16 protein-coding genes are annotated in these 17776 nt (G+C 73.9%); 7 read left to right on the top strand and 9 right to left on the bottom strand.

Annotation, left to right across the window (positions count from 1 at the left end; translation table 11 throughout):
- Positions 1-31 precede the first annotated feature (31 nt).
- Positions 32-1597, top strand: coding sequence for an AMP-binding protein (locus tag ACZ6PY_RS00870; RefSeq protein ID WP_466068067.1), 1566 nt, complete (start codon positions 32-34; stop codon positions 1595-1597).
- Between the two features lie 97 nt (positions 1598-1694).
- Positions 1695-3263, top strand: coding sequence for a N,N-dimethylformamidase beta subunit family domain-containing protein (locus ACZ6PY_RS00865; protein ID WP_466068065.1), 1569 nt, complete (start codon positions 1695-1697; stop codon positions 3261-3263).
- A gap of 26 nt (positions 3264-3289) precedes the next feature.
- On the opposite strand, the gene purD is transcribed toward ACZ6PY_RS00865, so the two are convergent.
- The 3 genes from purD to ACZ6PY_RS00850 form a co-directional block, all read right to left on the bottom strand.
- Entirely contained in the window at positions 3290-4537 is a 1248-nt protein-coding gene (gene purD, locus ACZ6PY_RS00860) for a phosphoribosylamine--glycine ligase (protein WP_466068063.1), read from the bottom strand.
- Positions 4538-4622: 85 nt separating this feature from the next.
- Entirely contained in the window at positions 4623-5543 is a 921-nt protein-coding gene (locus ACZ6PY_RS00855) for a type IV toxin-antitoxin system AbiEi family antitoxin domain-containing protein (RefSeq protein ID WP_466068061.1), read from the bottom strand.
- Positions 5544-5756: 213 nt separating this feature from the next.
- Positions 5757-7046: an adenylosuccinate synthase gene (locus tag ACZ6PY_RS00850; protein ID WP_466068060.1), complete on the bottom strand. Its 1290-nt coding sequence runs from the start codon at positions 7044-7046 to the stop codon at positions 5757-5759.
- Between the two features lie 122 nt (positions 7047-7168).
- On the opposite strand from ACZ6PY_RS00850, the gene ACZ6PY_RS00845 reads away from it, so the two are divergent.
- Both ACZ6PY_RS00845 and ACZ6PY_RS00840 read left to right on the top strand, forming a co-directional pair.
- Positions 7169-8167 (top strand): diacylglycerol kinase family protein, encoded by a 999-nt coding sequence (locus tag ACZ6PY_RS00845; RefSeq protein ID WP_466068058.1) that lies wholly within the window; start codon positions 7169-7171, stop codon positions 8165-8167.
- Positions 8168-8243: 76 nt separating this feature from the next.
- Positions 8244-10688 (top strand): MinD/ParA family ATP-binding protein, encoded by a 2445-nt coding sequence (locus ACZ6PY_RS00840; protein WP_466068056.1) that lies wholly within the window; start codon positions 8244-8246, stop codon positions 10686-10688.
- 49 nt (positions 10689-10737) lie between these two features.
- Here ACZ6PY_RS00840 and ACZ6PY_RS00835 read toward each other — a convergent pair whose 3' ends face one another.
- The gene (locus ACZ6PY_RS00835; protein ID WP_466068055.1) at positions 10738-11166 is read right to left on the bottom strand and encodes a DUF3151 domain-containing protein; all 429 of its coding nucleotides are present in this window, start codon (positions 11164-11166) and stop codon (positions 10738-10740) included.
- Between the two features lie 262 nt (positions 11167-11428).
- Here ACZ6PY_RS00835 and ACZ6PY_RS00830 point away from each other — a divergent pair, with 262 nt between their 5' ends.
- A complete protein-coding gene (locus ACZ6PY_RS00830) occupies positions 11429-12640 on the top strand; it encodes an LOG family protein (RefSeq protein WP_466068053.1) in 1212 nt (403 codons plus the stop codon).
- A 54-nt stretch (positions 12641-12694) separates the two neighbouring features.
- On the opposite strand, the gene fbaA is transcribed toward ACZ6PY_RS00830, so the two are convergent.
- Positions 12695-13717, bottom strand: a complete 1023-nt coding sequence (gene fbaA, locus ACZ6PY_RS00825; protein WP_357203379.1) for a class II fructose-bisphosphate aldolase — start codon at positions 13715-13717, stop codon at positions 12695-12697.
- A gap of 131 nt (positions 13718-13848) precedes the next feature.
- Complete coding sequence (locus tag ACZ6PY_RS00820; RefSeq protein ID WP_466068051.1) at positions 13849-14232, bottom strand: phage holin family protein; 384 nt, start codon at positions 14230-14232, stop codon at positions 13849-13851.
- Positions 14233-14370: 138 nt separating this feature from the next.
- On the opposite strand from ACZ6PY_RS00820, the gene ACZ6PY_RS00815 reads away from it, so the two are divergent.
- Positions 14371-14583 carry a hypothetical protein gene (locus ACZ6PY_RS00815; RefSeq protein WP_466069349.1) on the top strand — a complete coding sequence of 71 codons (213 nt, stop codon included), beginning with the start codon at positions 14371-14373 and terminating at the stop codon, positions 14581-14583.
- 32 nt (positions 14584-14615) lie between these two features.
- Here the strand turns inward: ACZ6PY_RS00815 and ACZ6PY_RS00810 are convergent, their stop codons facing one another.
- Complete coding sequence (locus ACZ6PY_RS00810) at positions 14616-15665, bottom strand: LCP family protein (RefSeq protein ID WP_466068050.1); 1050 nt, start codon at positions 15663-15665, stop codon at positions 14616-14618.
- Positions 15665-16147: a SigE family RNA polymerase sigma factor gene (locus ACZ6PY_RS00805; protein WP_387111381.1), complete on the bottom strand. Its 483-nt coding sequence runs from the start codon at positions 16145-16147 to the stop codon at positions 15665-15667. Before ACZ6PY_RS00805 ends, ACZ6PY_RS00810 begins: the two co-directional genes overlap by 1 nt.
- Positions 16148-16370: 223 nt before the next feature.
- Here ACZ6PY_RS00805 and ACZ6PY_RS00800 point away from each other — a divergent pair, with 223 nt between their 5' ends.
- Entirely contained in the window at positions 16371-17156 is a 786-nt protein-coding gene (locus ACZ6PY_RS00800; protein WP_466069347.1) for a DedA family protein, read from the top strand.
- A gap of 237 nt (positions 17157-17393) precedes the next feature.
- Here the strand turns inward: ACZ6PY_RS00800 and ACZ6PY_RS00795 are convergent, their stop codons facing one another.
- Positions 17394-17771, bottom strand: a complete 378-nt coding sequence (locus ACZ6PY_RS00795) for an ArsR/SmtB family transcription factor (RefSeq protein WP_076468717.1) — start codon at positions 17769-17771, stop codon at positions 17394-17396.
- Positions 17772-17776: the final 5 nt, after the last annotated feature.

Raw genomic sequence — 17776 nt, 5'->3', positions numbered from 1 at the left:
GAAGAACACGAACGCGAAGGAGGGTTGCGACTTGGACCTGCCGTTCATCGTCGCCACGCTGACCCGACGCGGACTGCTCAACCCGGGCCGCCCCATCCGGGTGGCCTCCCAACTCAACGCCCTGCGCCGGTGGGGCTGGAGCCTGGCCGGTGAGCTGCGCCAGGCCGCCGCGCGCGACCCCGGGCGGACCGCCGTCGTCGACGAGCACGGCGCCTCGCTGACGTACCAGGAGCTGCTGGACCGGTCGGAACGGCTGGCCCGGTCGCTGCGGGCCGGGCTCGGCGTGCAGTCCGGCGACCGGGTGGGCGTGCTCTGCCGCAACCACCACGGCCTCATCGAGGCGATCGTCGCCGCCATGCTGCTCGGCGCCGACGCCGTACTGGTCAACACCGGCCTCTCCGCGGCACAGCTGGCCACCGTGGCCGAGGAGCAGGGCCTGCGCGTGCTGGTGCACGACGCCGAGTTCGCCGAGCGGGTCCTCGGCCTTCCCGCCGACCTGCACCGGGTCGACGAGCGCCGCCAGGAGGAGCTGATCGCCGGCGCGCTGCCCGGAGACCAGCTCAAACCGCCGGACCGGGACGGCCGCACGATCGTGCTCACCTCCGGCACCACGGGCGCGCCCAAGGGCGCCCGCCGGCCGACACCGCACGGCTTCGGCCCGCTGGTGTCCATCATCGACCGGATCCCGCTGCACGTGCACGACACCGTGCTGATCGCCGCGCCGATCTTCCACACCTGGGGGTACGCCGCCCTCCAGGTGTCGTTCGCGCTCCGCGCCACGATCGTGCTGCACCGGCGGTTCGACCCGGTTGCCACGCTCGCCGCCCTGGCCGGGCAGCCCTGCGACGCGCTCTTCGCCGTACCGGTGATGCTGCAACGGCTCATGGAGGCGCCGCCCCCCGAGCGCCGGCCACCGCTCAAGGTGGTGGCGGTCAGCGGGTCCGCCCTTCCGGGCGGCCTGGCCACCGCCTTCATGGACCGCTTCGGCGACGTCCTCCACAACCTCTACGGCTCGACCGAGGTCTCCTGGGCCTCCATCGCCGGCCCGGCCGAACTGCGCGCGGCCCCCACCACGGCGGGCCGCCCGCCGCACGGCACCCGCGTGGAGATCGTGGACGACGCCGGCGAACCGGTCCGGGACGGACAGGTCGGCCGGATCTTCGTGGGCAACGAGATGCTCTTCGAGGGCTACACCTCGGGGGACGGCCGGGAGCGCCGCGACGGCCTGCTGGACACCGGCGACCTGGGCCGGATGAACCCGGAAGGGCTCCTCTTCGTCGACGGCCGGGCCGACGACATGATCGTCTCCGGTGGGGAGAACGTCTTCCCGTCCGAGGTGGAGGATCTGATCGCCCGGCTGCCGCAGGTCCGCGAGGTCGCCGTGATCGGCGTCCCGGACCCGGAGTACGGCCAGCGGCTGGCCGCCTTCCTGGCCCTGCACCCGGGTGAGGCGCTCGACCCCGAGGCGGTCCGCGAGTACGTCCGGCACTACCTGGCCCGCTTCTCCGTGCCGAGGGACGTGGTGTTCGTGAGGTACCTGCCGCGCAACGCCACCGGCAAGGTGCTCGGCCGCGAACTCCGCCGCTACTACGCCTGAGCGGTCCGACAGGGGACAGACGGGGCCACCCCGCCGGTGGTACTTTCCGTGCGCCGGCTGCCCCGGCAGCGACTCTCATCCCCTCCGGGAGCTGCGCATGGTGCGACTCCGTCGGCGCTGGGCCCTCGGCCTCCTCCTCGGTGGCGTCTCCGCCAGCGCGCTCGGCGCCGGCGAGCCCGTGCTGAGCCAGCGCCGCACCGGCCCGCCCACCCGCCGACAGACCCCACCCGTCCAGGTGGAGAACCGCGCGGCGGGCGAGCCCTGGTGGCCGCGGGGCGACATCCGGTCCGCCGACGACCGGCAACGGCAGATCCAGGGGTACGCCTCGACCACCAGCCTCGCCCCCGGCGAGTCCGTCGACTTCCACGTCGCGGTCAACCCGGCCCGCCCCTTCCGGATCACCGTCCACCGGCTCGGCTGGTACGCCGGCGCCGGCGCCCGGACCATGCTGACCAGCCCGGAACTCGACGGCACGCCGCAGCCGGTGCCGCCCGCCGACCCGGCCACCGGGGCGATCGCCTGCCGCTGGCCGGTGTCCTGGACGCTGCGCATCCCCGAGGACTGGACCTCCGGCCTCTACCAGGCGGTCTTCACCTCCGCCGACGGCTGGCGCGCGTGCACCCCGTTCGTGGTGCGCGACGACCGGCGGGCCGCCGCGCTGTGCGTCGTGCTGCCGGTGACCACCTGGCAGGCGTACAACCAGTGGCCGCTGGACCGGCGGGCCGGCAAGAGCCTCTACAACGGCTACTCGGCAGGCGGGCGGCGCACCCCGGCCCTGCGCGCGCGGGAGGTCTCCTTCGACCGCCCGTACGCCGACGCGGGCCAGCCGACCCAGTTCAGCCGGGACCAGGACGCCGTCCAGTGGCTGGAGCGCAAGGGCTACGACGTCAGCTACGCGACCAGCTTCGACCTGCACTCGGGGCGGCTCGACCCGTCCCGGCACCGCGGGCTGGTGTTCTGCGGGCACGACGAGTACTGGTCGGCGGAGATGCGCCGGGCCGCCGAGGCCGGGCTGGCCGGCGGCACCAGCCTCGCCTTCCTCGGCGCCAACAGCGTCTACTGGCACATCCGGGTGCGCCCCTCGGCCGACGGCCGCCCGGAGCGGATCGTCGCCTGCGCCAAGACCACCCCCGACCCCGGCGAGGACGCCGCCGGGCCGACCGTGACCTGGCGTGACCTCGACATCCCCGAGCAGGCCCTGCTCGGCGTCCAGTACAACGGCATCGTCGCCGCCCCGCAGCCGCTGGTGGTCCGGTCCGCCGGGCACTGGGTGTGGGCCGGCACCGGCGTGGCCGACGGCGACCGGATCCCCGGCGTCGTCCAGGGCGAGGCGGACGGCGTCAACTCCGCCGCCGCCCGACCCTTCGGGCTCGGCGAAACCCTGCTCAGCGGATCGCCGTACCCGGCCCGGCAGGGCGGGCGGCGGACGCAGAGCACCCACGTCTACGAGACACCCCACGGCGCGGTGGTCTTCGCCACCGGCACGCTCGGCTGGACGATGGCGCTGAACCGGCGCGGGCACCGCGACGAGCGGATCGAACGGGCCACCGCCAACGTGCTCGACCGGATGGTCGGCCGCACGCCCGTCCGCCCGGCGTCCCCGGGCGGAACCGGCATGGAGACGGCGGGCCAGCCGGCGGTCGCGCCCGGCGCGACGAACCGCTGACGACCGGGCCAGCGGCCCGGCCCCGATCAGGCGGGAAGGTCGATCCGGCCCTCCACCGCGGCCGCGGCGATGTCGGAGCGGTGGTGCGAGCCGGCCAGCTCGATGCCGCGTACCAGCTCGTAGGCGGCGTCCCGTGCGGCGGCCAGGGTCGGGCCGGTGGCCGTACCGCAGAGGACCCGGCCCCCGGCGGAGCGCAGGCTCCCGTCGGGGTCACGGCGGGTGCCGGCGTGGATGACCCCGGCGCGGTCCGCGCCGGTGATCACATCGCCGGTACGCGGCGCCGCCGGATAGCCCTCGGCCGCCACCACGACGGTGACCGCCGCGCCGTCGCGCCAGCGCAGCGGCGGGTGCGCGGCCAGCGTGCCGGAGGCGGCGGCGTGCAGCAGACCGGCCAGGGGCGTCTCCAGCAGGGCGAGCACCACCTGGGTCTCCGGGTCGCCGAAGCGGGCGTTGAACTCGATCACGCGCGGGCCGGCGGCGGTGATCGCCAGGCCCACGTAGAGCAGGCCGGCGAACGGGGTGCCCCGGCGGCGCAGCTCGGCCAGCGTCGGGTGCACGACGTCGCGCATCACCTCGTCGACCAGGCCGGGCGGGGCCCAGGGCAGCGGCGCGTACGCGCCCATGCCGCCCGTGTTCGGCCCGGTGTCGCCGTCGCCGACACGCTTGAAATCCTGGGCGGGCAGCAGCGGCACGGCGGCCTCGCCGTCGGTGACCACGAAAAGGGAGACCTCCGGACCGGCCAGGTACTCCTCGATCACCACCCGGCCGCACTCCTCGGCGTGCCGCTCGGCGGCGGCGCGGTCATCGGTCACCACGACGCCCTTGCCGGCGGCCAGCCCGTCGTTCTTCACCACGTACGGGGCGCCGAACTCGTCGAGCGCCCGGCCGACGCTCTCCGCGTCGGCGCACGTGTACGCCCGGGCGGTCGGCACGCCGGCCGCGGTCATCACATCCTTGGCGAAGGTCTTCGAGCCCTCCAGCCGGGCCGCCTCGGCGGACGGACCGAATGCCGCGATGCCCTTGGCCCGCACCGCGTCGGCAACCCCGGCCACCAGCGGCGCCTCCGGCCCGATCACCACCAGATCCGCCGCCACCTCGACGGCGAGCGCCGCCACCGACGCCGGATCGGCAGCGTTCACGTCCCGCAGCTCCGCAACGCCCGCGATCCCCGGATTACCGGGAGCCGCGACCAGCGCCGAGACAGAGGCATCGCCGGCCAGTCCGAGCGCGAGCGCATGCTCCCGCCCTCCACCACCCACAAGAAGAACCCGCACGACCCCGCATCCTACTGACCACCCCACCCCACCCCGTCGATCATGAGGTTGGCGGCAGGAAATGAGATCGAGATCGCCGCCAACCTCATGATCGACGCAGGGTTCGGGTGGTGAGGGCGCGCCGGACGACCGACGGGATGTAGTCGGGGGTCAGGGTGTCGGGCCAGGTGAAGCGGAGGATCGTCCAGCCGGCGTTCGTCAGGCGGTTCTGGCGGCGGCGGTCGTTGAAGAGGGCATCCGGGGCCGCATGCGGGGTTCTCCCGTCTGCCTCGGCGATGACCCGCCCGGCCCGCCAGCCCAGGTCGCCGATGCCGAGCAGATAACCGTCGGAGTCCCGTACCTCGATCTGGAGAGCATCCGGACGGACTCCGCCGTCGACGCAGCGCAGCCGGGTACGCGTCTCGAGCGGGGACTGCGCCCGACCGTCCGCCTCCGCGACGTAGCCCCGGGCGGCCACGGCGCCTCGCCGCCCTCTGATCAGCGCCGGGAGGGAGAGCATCTCGCCCTCGCTGATCACCCCACGGTTCAGCGCCGAGTCGAGCAACGCCACTGCCGGATAACGGCGCTCTCGCAGGATCAGCTCCGCGACGGTCCGGACCGCGGTGGTCACCGGGACACCGCCGAGCACGGTCAGCGCCTCGGCGGCGTGTTCGAGTTGGTGCAGCACGACGGCCGGCTCCTTGACGCGGGCCGGTCTGGCCGCGCGGCCGGGCAGGGCCACATGAATCGCGCCCGTGCGCGAGAATCCGCCGATCCCGTGCAACTCGGCCGCCGTCGCGAGCACGGCGTGGGCGTGCGGCCCCAGCGAGAGCACCGCCGCCCGGATCCGGCTCAGCCGCTGACCGCCACCCGTCGCGGCGGGATCGATCAGGTAGGCCGCGCGGGACAGTCGCCGCCACCGACCGAACGCCACGAGGTTGTCGATCTCATGCCGGCTGAACCCGGCCCCCAACGCCTGCTGCCGGGTCACGACGCCACCCTGCCGGGCGGCAACGCCCCCGATCACCTGCCGACGATCCACACCCCAAAGGCTCCCCGCCCCGCAGAAACCCCGAGACCCCTGTGGACAACCCACAGACCTGCTGTGGAAAACCACCCATCCCGGCGAGTTGATCATGAGGTTAGCGGCGATCTGGATCTACAAAACTGCCGCTAACTTCATGATCACCGGGGCCGGCGCGGGGTGGGGCCGGCGGCGCGGGTGGGCCTGGGTGGGTGGTTACGGGAGGAGGGGGTGGCGGAGTACGTTTTCTTCGCGGCCTGGGCCTACGCCTACGATGCTCACCTTTGTGCCGCACAGTTCTTCGATTCGGGCGATGTAGCGGCGCGCGTTCTCCGGGAGTTCCTCCTCGGTGCGTGCCTTGGTGATGTCTTCCCACCAGCCGTCGAGCTCTTCGTAGACCGGGGTGGCGTGGTGGAACTCGGTCTGCGTCATCGGCATGTCGTCGAAGCGCTTGCCGTTGATCTCGTAGCCGACGCAGATCGGCACCTTGGGCATGCCGGTCAGCACGTCCAGCTTGGTGATGACCAGGTCGGTGACGCCGTTGAGGCGGCACGCGTACCGGGCCACGACGGCGTCGAACCAGCCGGTGCGGCGTTCCCGGCCGGTGGTGGTGCCGTACTCGTGGCCGACCTTGCGCAGATGCTGGCCGTTGTCGTCGAACAGCTCGGTCGGGAACGGGCCGGAACCCACCCGGGTGGTGTACGCCTTGCTCACCGCGATGACCTTGGTGATCGCGGTCGGCGGGATGCCCGCGCCCACGCACGCCCCGCCCGCCGTCGGGTTCGACGAGGTGACGAACGGGTAGGTGCCGTGGTCCATGTCGAGCATGGTCGCCTGGGCGCCCTCGAGCAGGACCGTGTCGCCGCGGTCCAGCGCGTCCCAGAGCATGACCCGGGTCTCCGCGATGTACGGGCGCAGCCGCTCCGCGTACCGGAGGTATTCCTCGACGGTCTCGTCGACGTCGATCGCCTTGCGGTTGTAGACCTTGAACAGCAGCTGGTTCTTCTCGCGGAGCGCCAGCTCCAGCTTCTTGCGCAGGATGCCGGGGTCCAGCAGGTCCTGGAGCCGGATGCCCATCCGGGCGACCTTGTCCCCGTACGCGGGGCCGATGCCCCGGCCCGTGGTGCCGATCCGCGAGCTGCCCAGGTAGCGCTCGACCACCCGGTCCAGCGCCCGGTGGTGCGGCATGATGAGGTGCGCGTCACCCGAGATCCGCAGCCGGGACACGTCCACGCCCCGCTCGGCGAGACCGTCGATCTCCTCCAGCAGCACCTTCGGGTCGACCACGACGCCGTTGCCGATGATGATCATCGCGCTCGGTGACAGCGCGCCGGACGGCATGAGGTGCAGCGCGTACTTCTGGCCGTCCGGGGTGATCACCGTGTGGCCGGCGTTGTTGCCGCCGGAGTAGCGCACGACGTAGTCGACCCGCTCACCCAGCAGGTCGGTAACCTTGCCCTTGCCCTCGTCGCCCCACTGAGCGCCGATGAGCACGATCGCTGGCATCTTTTCCGCCTCCAGAAGGCTCGGGTGCCAGGTGGCGACCGGTCGGCGAGCCCGGGGTGTCAGGCTAACAAGTAGTGACGGTGGGACCGGCAGGGGTTCGTCGAGAAGCAGGAGGCTCCTTCGTGTACGACGTGGTGCTGCTCACCCTCGGCTCGGAGCGGGACGCTCCCGGTGGAGGTTGCGGCAGCGGTGGAGCCTGCTGCGGTGGCGCCTCGGAGACGGCCGGCGAGCAGCCCGGGGAGCGCTGCGAGACGCCGCGCGTACCGGTGCTGGCCTGCGCGGACGCGCTCACCGCCCGGGGCGCCCGGGTGGAGACGGTGACCGCCCGCTCGGACGCCGAGATCGACGAGGTGCTGGCCCGCCTCGACGGCCCACCCCGCGCCGACGGCCTCACCTGGCCGGACCCCGACTCCAAGACCCGGCTGGTCGTCGCGACGGCCAGTGACGGGCAGTTGCGCGCCGTGCTGCGCCGGCTGGTCCGGCGGTACGCTCCGCCGCCCAGCCGCCGCCCCGCCGACCTGCCCGGCAACCGGACGGTGCCGGACCTGCCACCGGTCGGCGTACTCCCGCTCGACCCGGCGCGGGCCGGGACGGCGCGGGACCTGGCCGCGCAGCTCGGCCTGCCCCGCGACCCGGCGGCGGTGGCCACCGCGGTGCTGGACGGCACCGCCCGCCGGCTCGACCTGCTGCGCAACGACGGCGGCTCGGTCACGCTGGACGGCGCGCTGCTCGGCGCGGCCGACGACGCGGGCCGGCCGCTGCACTGGCGGGCCCGGGTCGAGGTCGACGGCACGGTGCTCAGCAACGGCGAGGAGCCGATCATGGCGTGCGCGATCGGCAACGCCGGCGGGTACGCGCGCCTGGACGACGTGGTGCTGCTGGCCGACCCGGACCCGTCCGACGGCCGGGTCGAGGTGGCGGTCGCCGTGCCCGTGGTCACCCGGTCCGCGCTGGGCCGGAAGAGGGTACGGCTGGAGGTGCGCCGGGCCCGTGGCCGGGCGGCGGCGGTCGTACCCCGTGACAAGAAGCTGCCCTTCCTCGACGACGGGGTCGAGGGCGAGCTGAGCCGGAAGCGGTCCTGGTGGACCGAGCCCGGCGCCTGGGCGGTCTGGACGGCCTGACCTCCGTCGATCCCCCCGCTCGGGCCACCCGGCTGACCGGACGGCCTATCCTCGGCGGGAGGAATGGGGAGGAACCGTGGTGCACGAGAACGCCGACCGGGCCCACGTGCCAGGTCAACCGCAGGTGCCGGAGCGGGACATCGAACCGCTCTGGCCGCCCGAGCAGACCGACGGGGTCGTCACCGCTCCGCCGTGGGCGGCCCCGGCCCAGCCCAACGTGGCCGCCTGGCCCGTCCCGCCGGCCTGGCCCGCGCCGTCCCCGACCGAGCCGGCGCCCGCGACGGCCGACGGCCCGGAGACCGGGGCACCGGCGGGCGAGGCCGTGCCCGCGCCCCACGCGGCGCCGGCCCCGGTCGACCTGGATCTCCCGTTCACCCTCGACCACCCGGCCCCGATCACGCCCGGGGTCCCCGCTCCTCGGGCGACCAGCCACCGGGGCGGCGCCGCCGGCCCGGATGGTGGGGACCCGGCGGTCGGTGCGGTCGGCCGGGACGGTGCCGTCGGCGCGAACGGCGCGACCGCCCCCGGCGCGAACGGCGCGACCGCCCCCGGCGCGGACGCCGCAGCCGGCGCGGACGCCGCGGCCGGCCCGCAGGCCGGTGTCGGGACGGATGCCGAGGTCGCCCCCGTGGAGGTTGCCGGCCCGGATGGCCGGTTCGGCCCAGCGACGGGCAGCGGCCCGGATGGCACCGCCGGCCCCGTCGGAGCGGCCGACACGGGCGGCGCATCCGGCCCGCCGGAGAACACCCCGGATACGTCGGCTGCGACCTCGCCGGACGCCCCGGCCGGCGCCGACGGGGCGCCCGGCGAAGCGGAATCGACCCCCGGCGAGCGTCGGGCGGAAGGCCCGCCGGCCGGCCGCCCGGAGTCCCCCTGGGCTCAGCCACCGCAGCGCTCCACCGTCGACGCACCCACGCCGCCGGCGCATCCCGGGCCGGTCCCGTCGCCCACCCAGGCCGCCGCACCGGGGACCCCGGTCCGCCCGCCCGAGCCGCCTGCCACGCCGTCGGCCCCGGCCCACCCCGTGCAGCCGGGGGCCACCGACCCGGCCCACCCCGAGGCCACCGACCCCACCCCGGTCCACCCGGGGCAACCGAACGCCACCACCCCCGTCCACCCGGGGGAGCCGAACGCCACCACCCGCGTCCACCCGGGGGAGCCGAACCCGACCGCCGCGGCGCCGGCGGCCGGCACCGCCGACCCGGCGCAGCCCGCGGTCGGGACCGCGCAGGTCGCTCCCGACGGCCCGGCCGAGGGCTCGCCGCCGCGGCTCGGGCCGTTCCCACCCTCGCCGGGCGTACCCCTCCAGCAGCCATACGGCGACGGGACGGGATACCCGCCGGGCCCGGTCGGCTACGGGCAACCGGCGCCCCAGGCCGGCCCGCCGGGCTGGTACCCGCCGGCCTGGCCCCAGCAGGCCGGCCCGCCCCCGCAGCCGGGCGCACCCCAGCAGCCGCCCGCACCGCCACAGCCCGGCCCGCACCAACCCGCGCCGCACCAGCCCGGGCCGCACCAGCCCGGGCCGCATCAAGCCGGGCCGCCGCAGCCGGCGCCGGGCGCGTACCCGGAGCAGGTCTGGACCCCGGCGAGCGGTGCCCCGCCGACGGCGGAGGACTTCGCCCGGCGGCGGCAGGCCCGGCCGGTGGACCCGGTCGCGACCATGGGCGTCCGGGCGGTGGTCAACAAGATCGGGCTGGTCCGGCTCGCGCCGGGGCGCCAGGAGCAGGAGATGCGGCGCGACATCGAGATGGTGCGCCGGAACTTCGGCGGGCTGCGCCAGGTGACCGTGGTCAACCCGAAGGGCGGCGCCGGCAAGACGGTCGCCATCCTGCTGCTCGCCATGACCTTCGGCCAGAAGCGCGGCGGGTACGTGCTGGCCTGGGACAACAACGAGACCCAGGGCACCCTCGGGATGCGGGCCCAGCAGGACTTCCACTCCCGCACGGTGCGGGACATGCTGCGGGACCTGGGCCAGTTCCAGGGGCCGCACGGCCGGGTCGGCGACCTGTCGCAGTACGTCCGCTCGCAGGGCGAGGGCATGTTCGACGTGCTCGCCTCGGACGAGTCGGCGACCGGCGGCGAGATGCTGACCGCCGCAGCGTTCGCCGAGATCCGCGAGGTGGTGAGCCGCTTCTACAAGCTGATCTTCGTGGACACCGGGAACAACGTCCGGGCGCAGAACTGGCAGGCCGCCATGGACGCCACGGACCAACTGGTGGTGACCATGTCGGCGCGCAACGACTCGGCGGAGACCGCCGCGCGGATGCTCGACCACCTGGAGCAGAGCGGCCGGCAGCGGCTGGTCCGGCAGGCCGTGACGGTGGTGTCGATGCCGCCGTCCCGGAAGGAGATCGACCTGCCGGCCATCCAGGAACACTTCGCCGCCCGGACCCGGGCGGTGCTGCTGGCGCCGTACGAGCGGCTCATCGACACCGGCGAGCCGATCCGGTACGGGCAGCTCTCCTCGGCCACCCGGGACGCCTGGCTGAAGATCGCCGCGTCGGTGGCGGAGGGGCTGTAGCGCGGGCGCGACGGCCGGCTCCCGAGCGGGAACCGGCCGTCGCCCTGCGTCAGTGGCTGGCCAGGGCGTCTCCGGCGGCCGGGTCGCAGTCCCGGAGGAACTGGGCGCAGCGGGCCGCCTCGTCCGCCTCGCCGATCTCGCCGGCCGCCCGGGAGAGCACGTAGAGGCAGCGGAGGAAGCCCCGGTTGGGCCGGTGCGACCAGGGCACCGGGCCGTGGCCCTTCCAGCCGCTGCGGCGGAGCTGGTCGAGGCCCCGGTGGTAGCCGGTGCGGGCGTACGCGTACGCCGGAATGACCTGGCCCGCGTCGAGTGCCCGCGTGGCCAGCGCCGCCCAGCCCGCGCTGTAGGTCGGGAAGCGGGCCGCGACCTCGGCGTACGCCTCGTCGGTGTCCTGCTCGGCGGCGGCCGCCAGCACGGCGTCGGCCTCTTCGTGTGCGGGGAGCAGGGTGGCCGGTGGCTCAGGCAACAGGTTCTGCATCGCCCCATTCAACCCGCTTCGCCCTGGGGTCCGCGAGGGGGTCCGCCCAGCCGGTCGGCTGAACGGCTGAGGGTTTCGTCACGCCTGCGGTGTGCCGCCCACGTACCCGCGGCCCATGCCGGTACGCGGGTTTTTCCACTACAACTACAGATCCGGAACCTCCCCAGGACCGGGTAGTGCAGGAGCCCGGCGGCCTGGCCACCGGGCTCCTGTCCGTGCTCCCCACGTTTGCCGGCTTGCCGCCCGGGGGCAGGATGGTCCGGTGCCGACCCCACCACCCGCGGACGTCATCGAGCCGCACGCCACCCGCACCGACGAGATCGAGACCCGGACCGAGTTCGACCGGCGGCTGGCCGAGGGGACCCTCGCCGGCGTGACCGTCCAGGGCCTCCGCCTCGACCTGGACCCGGTCCCCGACCTGCGCGGCGCCGAGGTCGCCGGCACGCTCTTCGTGGGCTGCCGGTTCGCCGACCGCGAGGTCGGCGCGGACCTGGTCCGCCGGGGCGCGAACGTCGTCCCACCCTTCTCCGGGCTGCCCTACCCGACGCAGCCGTCCCACCTCTACACCGCCGACGACCTGGCCGCCGGCTTCGCCGAGGGCGGGTTCGTCGGGATGTACGACACCCGGGTGTACGCGCACTTCCGGGCGCACGGCGGCGCCCTGCCCGACGTGCGGGAGGCGCTCGGCCAGCGGCTGCACGACCACGGGGTGGACAACGCCCTGGCCGACGCCACCCGCGCCTGGCTGGCGGTGCACGGGCCGCAGTCGGTGGTGGGCGTGATGGGTGGGCACGCGGTGCCGCGCGGCAGCGCCGCGTACCGGATGGCGGCCGTGCTGGGTTGGGAGCTGGCGCGGGCCGACCGGCTGGTGGTGACCGGCGGCGGCCCCGGCGTGATGGAGGCGGCGAACCTCGGCGCGTTCCTCGCGGCCTGGCCGGCGGAGGATCTGACGGCGGCGATCGACCTGCTGGCCACCGCCCCCGACTTCAACGACCACGACCGCTACACGGCCGCGGCGCTGCAGGTGCGGGCCCGGTACGCGGCCGGCCCGTCCCTGCCCACGCCCCGCCCGGCGGCGCCCGGCACCGAGTGGGCCCGCTCGGGCGGCCTGGCCATCCCCACCTGGCTGTACGGGCACGAGCCGGCGAACCTGTTCGCCGGCCGGATCGCCAAGTACTTCTCGAACGCCATCCGGGAGGACACCATCCTGCGGCTGGCCCGGGGCGGGATCGTCTTCGCACCCGGCCGGGCCGGCACGGTGCAGGAGGTGTTCCAGGCGGCCACGAAGACCTTCTACGGCACCGACGGGGCGAGCGGCGCGTACGTGTTCCTGGACCGGACCTACTGGACCGCCGAGCTGCCGGTGGAGTCGCTGCTGCGGCCGCTCTTCGCGGCCTCCCCGTTCGGCGACCTGTCGGCCACCATCCACCTCACCGACGACGCCCGCGAGGCGGCCCGGATCCTCACCGCGTGAAAGAAGGGGCCCCTGTCGACAACCGTTCGTCGACAGGGGCCCCTCCTCAGCGGGTCACTTCATCGTGGTGCCGGTGGAGCGCAGGTGCTCGCAGGCCTCGACCACGCGGGCGGCCATGCCGGCCTCGGCGGCCTTGCCCCACACGCGCGGGTCGTACATCTTCTTGTTGCCGACCTCGCCGTCGACCTTCAGCACACCGTCGTAGTTGCGGAACATGTGGTCCGCGACCGGCCGGGTGAAGGTGTACTGGGTGTCGGTGTCGATGTTCATCTTCACCACGCCGTAGTCCAGCGCCTCGCGGATCTCCGACAGCAGCGAGCCGGAACCGCCGTGGAAGACCAGGCTGAGCGGCTTGTCCTTGCCGTACTTGGCGCCCACGGCCACCTGGATGTCGTGCAGCACCGCCGGGCGGAGCTTGACGTTGCCCGGCTTGTAGACGCCGTGCACGTTGCCGAAGGTCAGTGCCGCCATGTAGCGGCCCTTCTCACCGAGGCCGAGGGCGTCGACCATGGCCAGGCCGTCCTCGACGGTGGTGTAGAGCTTCTCGTTGATGGCGTTCTCGACGCCGTCCTCCTCGCCGCCGACGACGCCGACCTCGATCTCGAGGACGATCTTGCCCTTGGCGGCCTCGGTGAGCAGCTGCTCGGCGATCTCCAGGTTCTCGGCCACCGGCACCGCCGAGCCGTCCCACATGTGCGACTGGAAGAGCGGCTCCTGGCCGTTCTTCACCCGCTCCTGCGAGATGGCCATCAGCGGGCGGACGAACTTGTCCAGCTTGTCCTTCGGGCAGTGGTCGGTGTGCAGCGCGATGTTCACCGGGTACTTCTTGGCCACCTCGTGCGCGTACGCCGCGAACGCCACCGCGCCGGTCACCATGTCCTTCACGGACGGACCGGACAGGTACTCCGCGCCACCGGTCGAGACCTGGATGATGCCGTCGCTCTCCGCGTCGGCGAAGCCCTTGAGCGCCGCGTTCAGCGTCTGCGAGGAGGTCACGTTGATCGCGGGGTACGCGTACCGGCCGGCCTTGGCCCGGTCCAGCATCTCCGCGTAAGCCTCGGGGGAAGCGATGGGCATGTCGAACGCTCCTTACTTACCGCTCTCGGCCGTGCAGGCCGCTGTCTTCCTTGGGTGCGCCGGACCGCGCTGTCCACCGCCGGAAGTATCCCGTAGGAGCGGGCGGCGGGCACAACCGACCCGGGAACCGCTCACCGCTGGTCCAGGCTGTCCGGCACCACGATCGTGATCAGCCAGCTCACCACCGCCATCACGATGGCGCCCCAGAACGCCGCCCAGAAGCCGTTCACGTGGAACGACAGATCCAGCCCGCGCGCGATCCAGTCGGTGAGCAGGAACAGCAGGGCGTTGACCACGAGCGCGAACAGACCGAGCGTGAGCAGGTAGAACACGCAGCCGATCACCTTGATGACCGGCTTCAGCAGGGCGTTGACCGCACCGAAGATGAGCGCCACCACGACCACGGTGAACACGGTGTTGAAGCCGTTGTGACCGGTCACCTCCACCCCGGGCACGATGAGCGTGGTGATCCACAGCGCGACAGCGGTGATCGCCAGCCGGATCAGGAAGCCCACGTCTCCATCCTGGCACCGGGTCCTCCCCCCGGAGGGGACAATCGCCGACTCCACCGTTCCGCCCGCCGCCGAGCGCGGGCCCGGGCCAGCCCGTACGGTGTGGTGGTGACTGTCCGCACCGAGTTCCAGGGAGGGACGATGGGTCAGCCCGAGGAGGACTTCGCCCCGAGCCACCACCTCGCTCCGGAGGAGCGGGACCCGGAGGCGGAGCCGGCCGACGCGGTCGAGCAGGCCGCCGTGGTCACCCCCGAGGAGGGCGACGGCGAGCCGCACCGGGGCCTCGAGGTCGACGACTGGGACGCCATGGAGCAGGCCCGGGTGGTCGCCGCCGACGAGGACGACTACCGCTGAGCCACGCGGGCGGGGCCGGCGCCCCGCCCGCGTCAGCGCAGGGCCGTGACCTGCTTCGGGTGGTCCGCCGTCCACTCGCCGAGCCGGTCGGCCCGCAGCGCGTCGAGGAAACCCGGGGCCAGGGCGGGGTCGAGCTGGAACCCGTACGGCAGTTCCTTCGTCGTCCCGTGGCGGACCGGCAGGCCGACCGCGACCGGCTCGGCGGTGGCCGCCGTCCCGGCCGCCGAGATCAGCGCCGGCAGGGACAGCTCCCCGGTGTCGGTCACCAGATCCGGCCCGACCGTCGTGATCAGCCGGTTGAGCAGCACCGGATTGGTCAGCACCTCCTGCTCACGGATCCGCGTGAGCAGTCCGGCCGCGTACCGGGCGGCGTTGCGATCCCGGTCCAGGGCGCCGTCGGGCAGGTTGAACCGCTGGCGGAGCACGTCCACCGCGGCGCCTCCGTCGAGCCGCTGGCACCCGGCCGGGTAGGTCCGGTGGGTTTGGTAGGAGCGGACCGTGGTCGGCAGGCAGACCGACACGCCACCGACCGCGTCGGTGAGCTCGCGGGTCGCCCGGTAGGTGAGGACCGCGCCGGCGTCGATCCGTACGCCGGTGAGCTGGGCCACCACCTGCCGGGTCGCCTGGTAGCCCGCGGCCAGGTCCCTTCCGGCGGCGAGGGAGACGTTGAGCTTCGCCGTCCCCCGGCCCGGGGCCGGCACCACCAGGTCGCGCGGGAGGGAGACCAGGTAGAGCCGGCTGCGGTCCGCCGGAAGGTGCACCAGAAGGATCGAGTCGGCCCGGCGGCTCCCGTCCGGGCCGGCCGCGTCGGAGCCGAGCAACAGCATGTTCAGCGCCCCGCCCGGTGGCGGCGTCGCCGGGGCGGCGGTCAGCCTCCCGGTCTCCGGCTGGCGGGGCGCGATCGCGGTGAAGCCGGCCAGGGCGGCGGCCACCACCGCCAGCGCCGTCCCGGCGAGCCGGAGCCGGAGCCGGCTGCGCCGGCGGCGGACCACGGCCCGGTCGATGGCGAGCCGGACCGGGCCGACCGACGGGGTCAACTCCTCGCGCCGCGCGAAAGCGGCCCGCAGGTCGTCCTCAATCATCAGCAGACCTCCACGTACTCGGCTCGGAGGGTGGCCAGGGCGCGGGAGATGCAGGAGCGGACGGTGCCGACGGCGCAGCCGAGGATCTCCGCGATCTCCGCGTCGGGCAGGTCCTCGTAGTAGCGCAGCACCAGCGTGGCCCGCTGCCGCCGGGGCAGCCGGGACAACCAGGACCAGAGCTGGTCGCGGTCCACCGCGGACTGCGCGTGGTCGGTCGGGGCCGGCACCCCCTCGTCCGGTTCGCCGCGCAGGAGCACCCGGCGCGCCCACGAGCCACGCCGCCAGTCGATGAACTGGTTGGTGAGCATCCGGCGCACGTACCGCTCCGGCGCGTCACTGCGCGCTACCCGGCGCCAGTTGAGCTGGACCCGGACCATGGTCTCCTGCACCAGATCCTGTGCCTGGTGCGGATCCCCGGTCAGCATGACCGCGTACCGCAGCAGGGCGCCCAACCGCGCGTCGGCGAACTCCTCGTACGTCACTGCACCTCCCGGTGTCCCGCCCTTGTTGACGGGTACGGGCCGGCGGAACATTGCACCACCGCCGACCAACCGTGCCCAGTGCGATGGCGGCCTCCCCCGTGACCTGCCGCCTGACCCCGGAACCCGGTCACCCCAGGGCGGTGACCAGTACGCCCGGTCCGGCGAGGCGCCGGACCGCCCCCGGGTACCCTTTGTGGCCGTGGACACAGCAGAGAAGACCCGGATGCTCTCCGAGAGCGTGGCTATGAACCCGCTCGACCCGAAGGACCTCATCCACACCTTCGGGATGATCGGCGTCTGGGCGATCCTCTTCGCCGAGACCGGCCTGCTGGTCGGCTTCTTCTTCCCGGGCGACTCGCTGCTCTTCCTGGCCGGGGTGGCCGCCTCGCCGGTGGCCGACGCGATCTTCGGCGACGGCACCCGGCTCTCGCTGGCCGGCCTGCTGATCGGCGGCCCGCTCTGCGCGATCGCCGGCGCCCAGCTCGGCCACTGGCTGGGGGCCCGCTACGGCAAGCGGATGTTCGACCGCCCCAACTCCCGCCTGTTCAAGCGGGAGTACGTGGAGAAGGCCGAGTACTACTTCCAGAAGTTCGGCCCGGCGAAGGCCGTGGTGCTGGCCCGGTTCATCCCGATCGTGCGGACCTTCCTCAACCCGGTGGCCGGCGTGCTCGGCATGCCCGCCCGGCAGTTCCTCCTGTGGAACGTGGTCGGGGCGATCCTCTGGGTGGACGGCATCCTGCTGATCGGCTACCTGCTGGCCCACCAGATCTACGACGCGATCGGTGACAAGATCGACCGGTACATCCTGCCGGTGGTCGCGCTCATCGTCCTGATCTCGGTGCTGCCGATCTTCTTCGAGTTCCTCCGCGACCGCCGGGCGCGCAAGCGCGGTGAGGCGGTCGCGGTGGTCGCCGCGGCGAGCGCGGCGGGCGCGGTGGACGCGGTCCGGGACGCCATTGACGGCGACGACGACCAGCACCACCGGCGCGGCGGGCAGCACCGCCGCTGACCCCGGACACACCGAAGGCCGGCCCCCTCTCGGGGAGCCGGCCTTCGACTACGACCTGTCGACCTGCGGGTGGCACGGATGACGGCAGCCGTCACCTGTGGCCATCCGGGCTCGGCGCGTCTGACGCCGCGCCACGACCCCGGACAGCCATCCGACGGGTGGCGCCACCCCTGGCACGCCACCCATCGCCGCCGCACTCAGTGCGGGCGGCCACCCCGGACTCGAACACGTCCGGATTCAGCGGGCCTTCTTGGTGGCCCGCTTCCGCGGCGGGGTGAGCAGATCCGCGATCGTGGCGATCGCGGTCGGCACCAGCCGGTAGTACGCCCAGACACCGCGCTTCTCCCGCTCCAGCAAGCCGGCCTCGGTGAGGATGCGCAGGTGGTGGCTGACCGTCGGCTGCGAGAGGCCGAGCGGCGCGGTGAGGTCACACACGCACGCCTCCCCCTCGGGAGCCGACTGGATCAGGCTGAGCAGCCGCAGCCGGGCGGGGTCCGCGAGGGCCTTGAGGACCCCCGCGAGCCGCTCGGCGTCGGCACGTTCGATCGGCTCGCCGGCAAGCGGCGAGATCTGAGGCATGGTCATTTCAGCCAACGCAGTTCCCACGTTTTCCATCCTTC

It is taken from the genome of Micromonospora sp. NPDC048907 (genome assembly GCF_055586885.1).
Note: the sequence above shows the minus strand (reverse complement) of the source record. Positions and strands in the feature narration are given on the sequence as shown.

Bases quoted from the DNA above. Each gene is read 5' to 3' on its own strand.
- ACZ6PY_RS00865 (WP_466068065.1), top strand. From the start codon at position 1,695: ATGGTGCGACTCCGTCGGCGCTGGGCCCTCGGCCTCCTCCTCGGTGGC.
- ACZ6PY_RS00850 (WP_466068060.1), bottom strand. From the start codon at position 7,046: ATGCCAGCGATCGTGCTCATCGGCGCTCAGTGGGGCGACGAGGGCAAG.
- ACZ6PY_RS00835 (WP_466068055.1), bottom strand. From the start codon at position 11,166: ATGCAGAACCTGTTGCCTGAGCCACCGGCCACCCTGCTCCCCGCACAC.
- fbaA (WP_357203379.1), bottom strand. From the start codon at position 13,717: ATGCCCATCGCTTCCCCCGAGGCTTACGCGGAGATGCTGGACCGGGCC.
- ACZ6PY_RS00815 (WP_466069349.1), top strand. From the start codon at position 14,371: ATGGGTCAGCCCGAGGAGGACTTCGCCCCGAGCCACCACCTCGCTCCG.
- ACZ6PY_RS00810 (WP_466068050.1), bottom strand. From the start codon at position 15,665: ATGATTGAGGACGACCTGCGGGCCGCTTTCGCGCGGCGCGAGGAGTTG.
- ACZ6PY_RS00800 (WP_466069347.1), top strand. From the start codon at position 16,371: ATGCTCTCCGAGAGCGTGGCTATGAACCCGCTCGACCCGAAGGACCTC.
- ACZ6PY_RS00795 (WP_076468717.1), bottom strand. From the start codon at position 17,771: ATGGAAAACGTGGGAACTGCGTTGGCTGAAATGACCATGCCTCAGATC.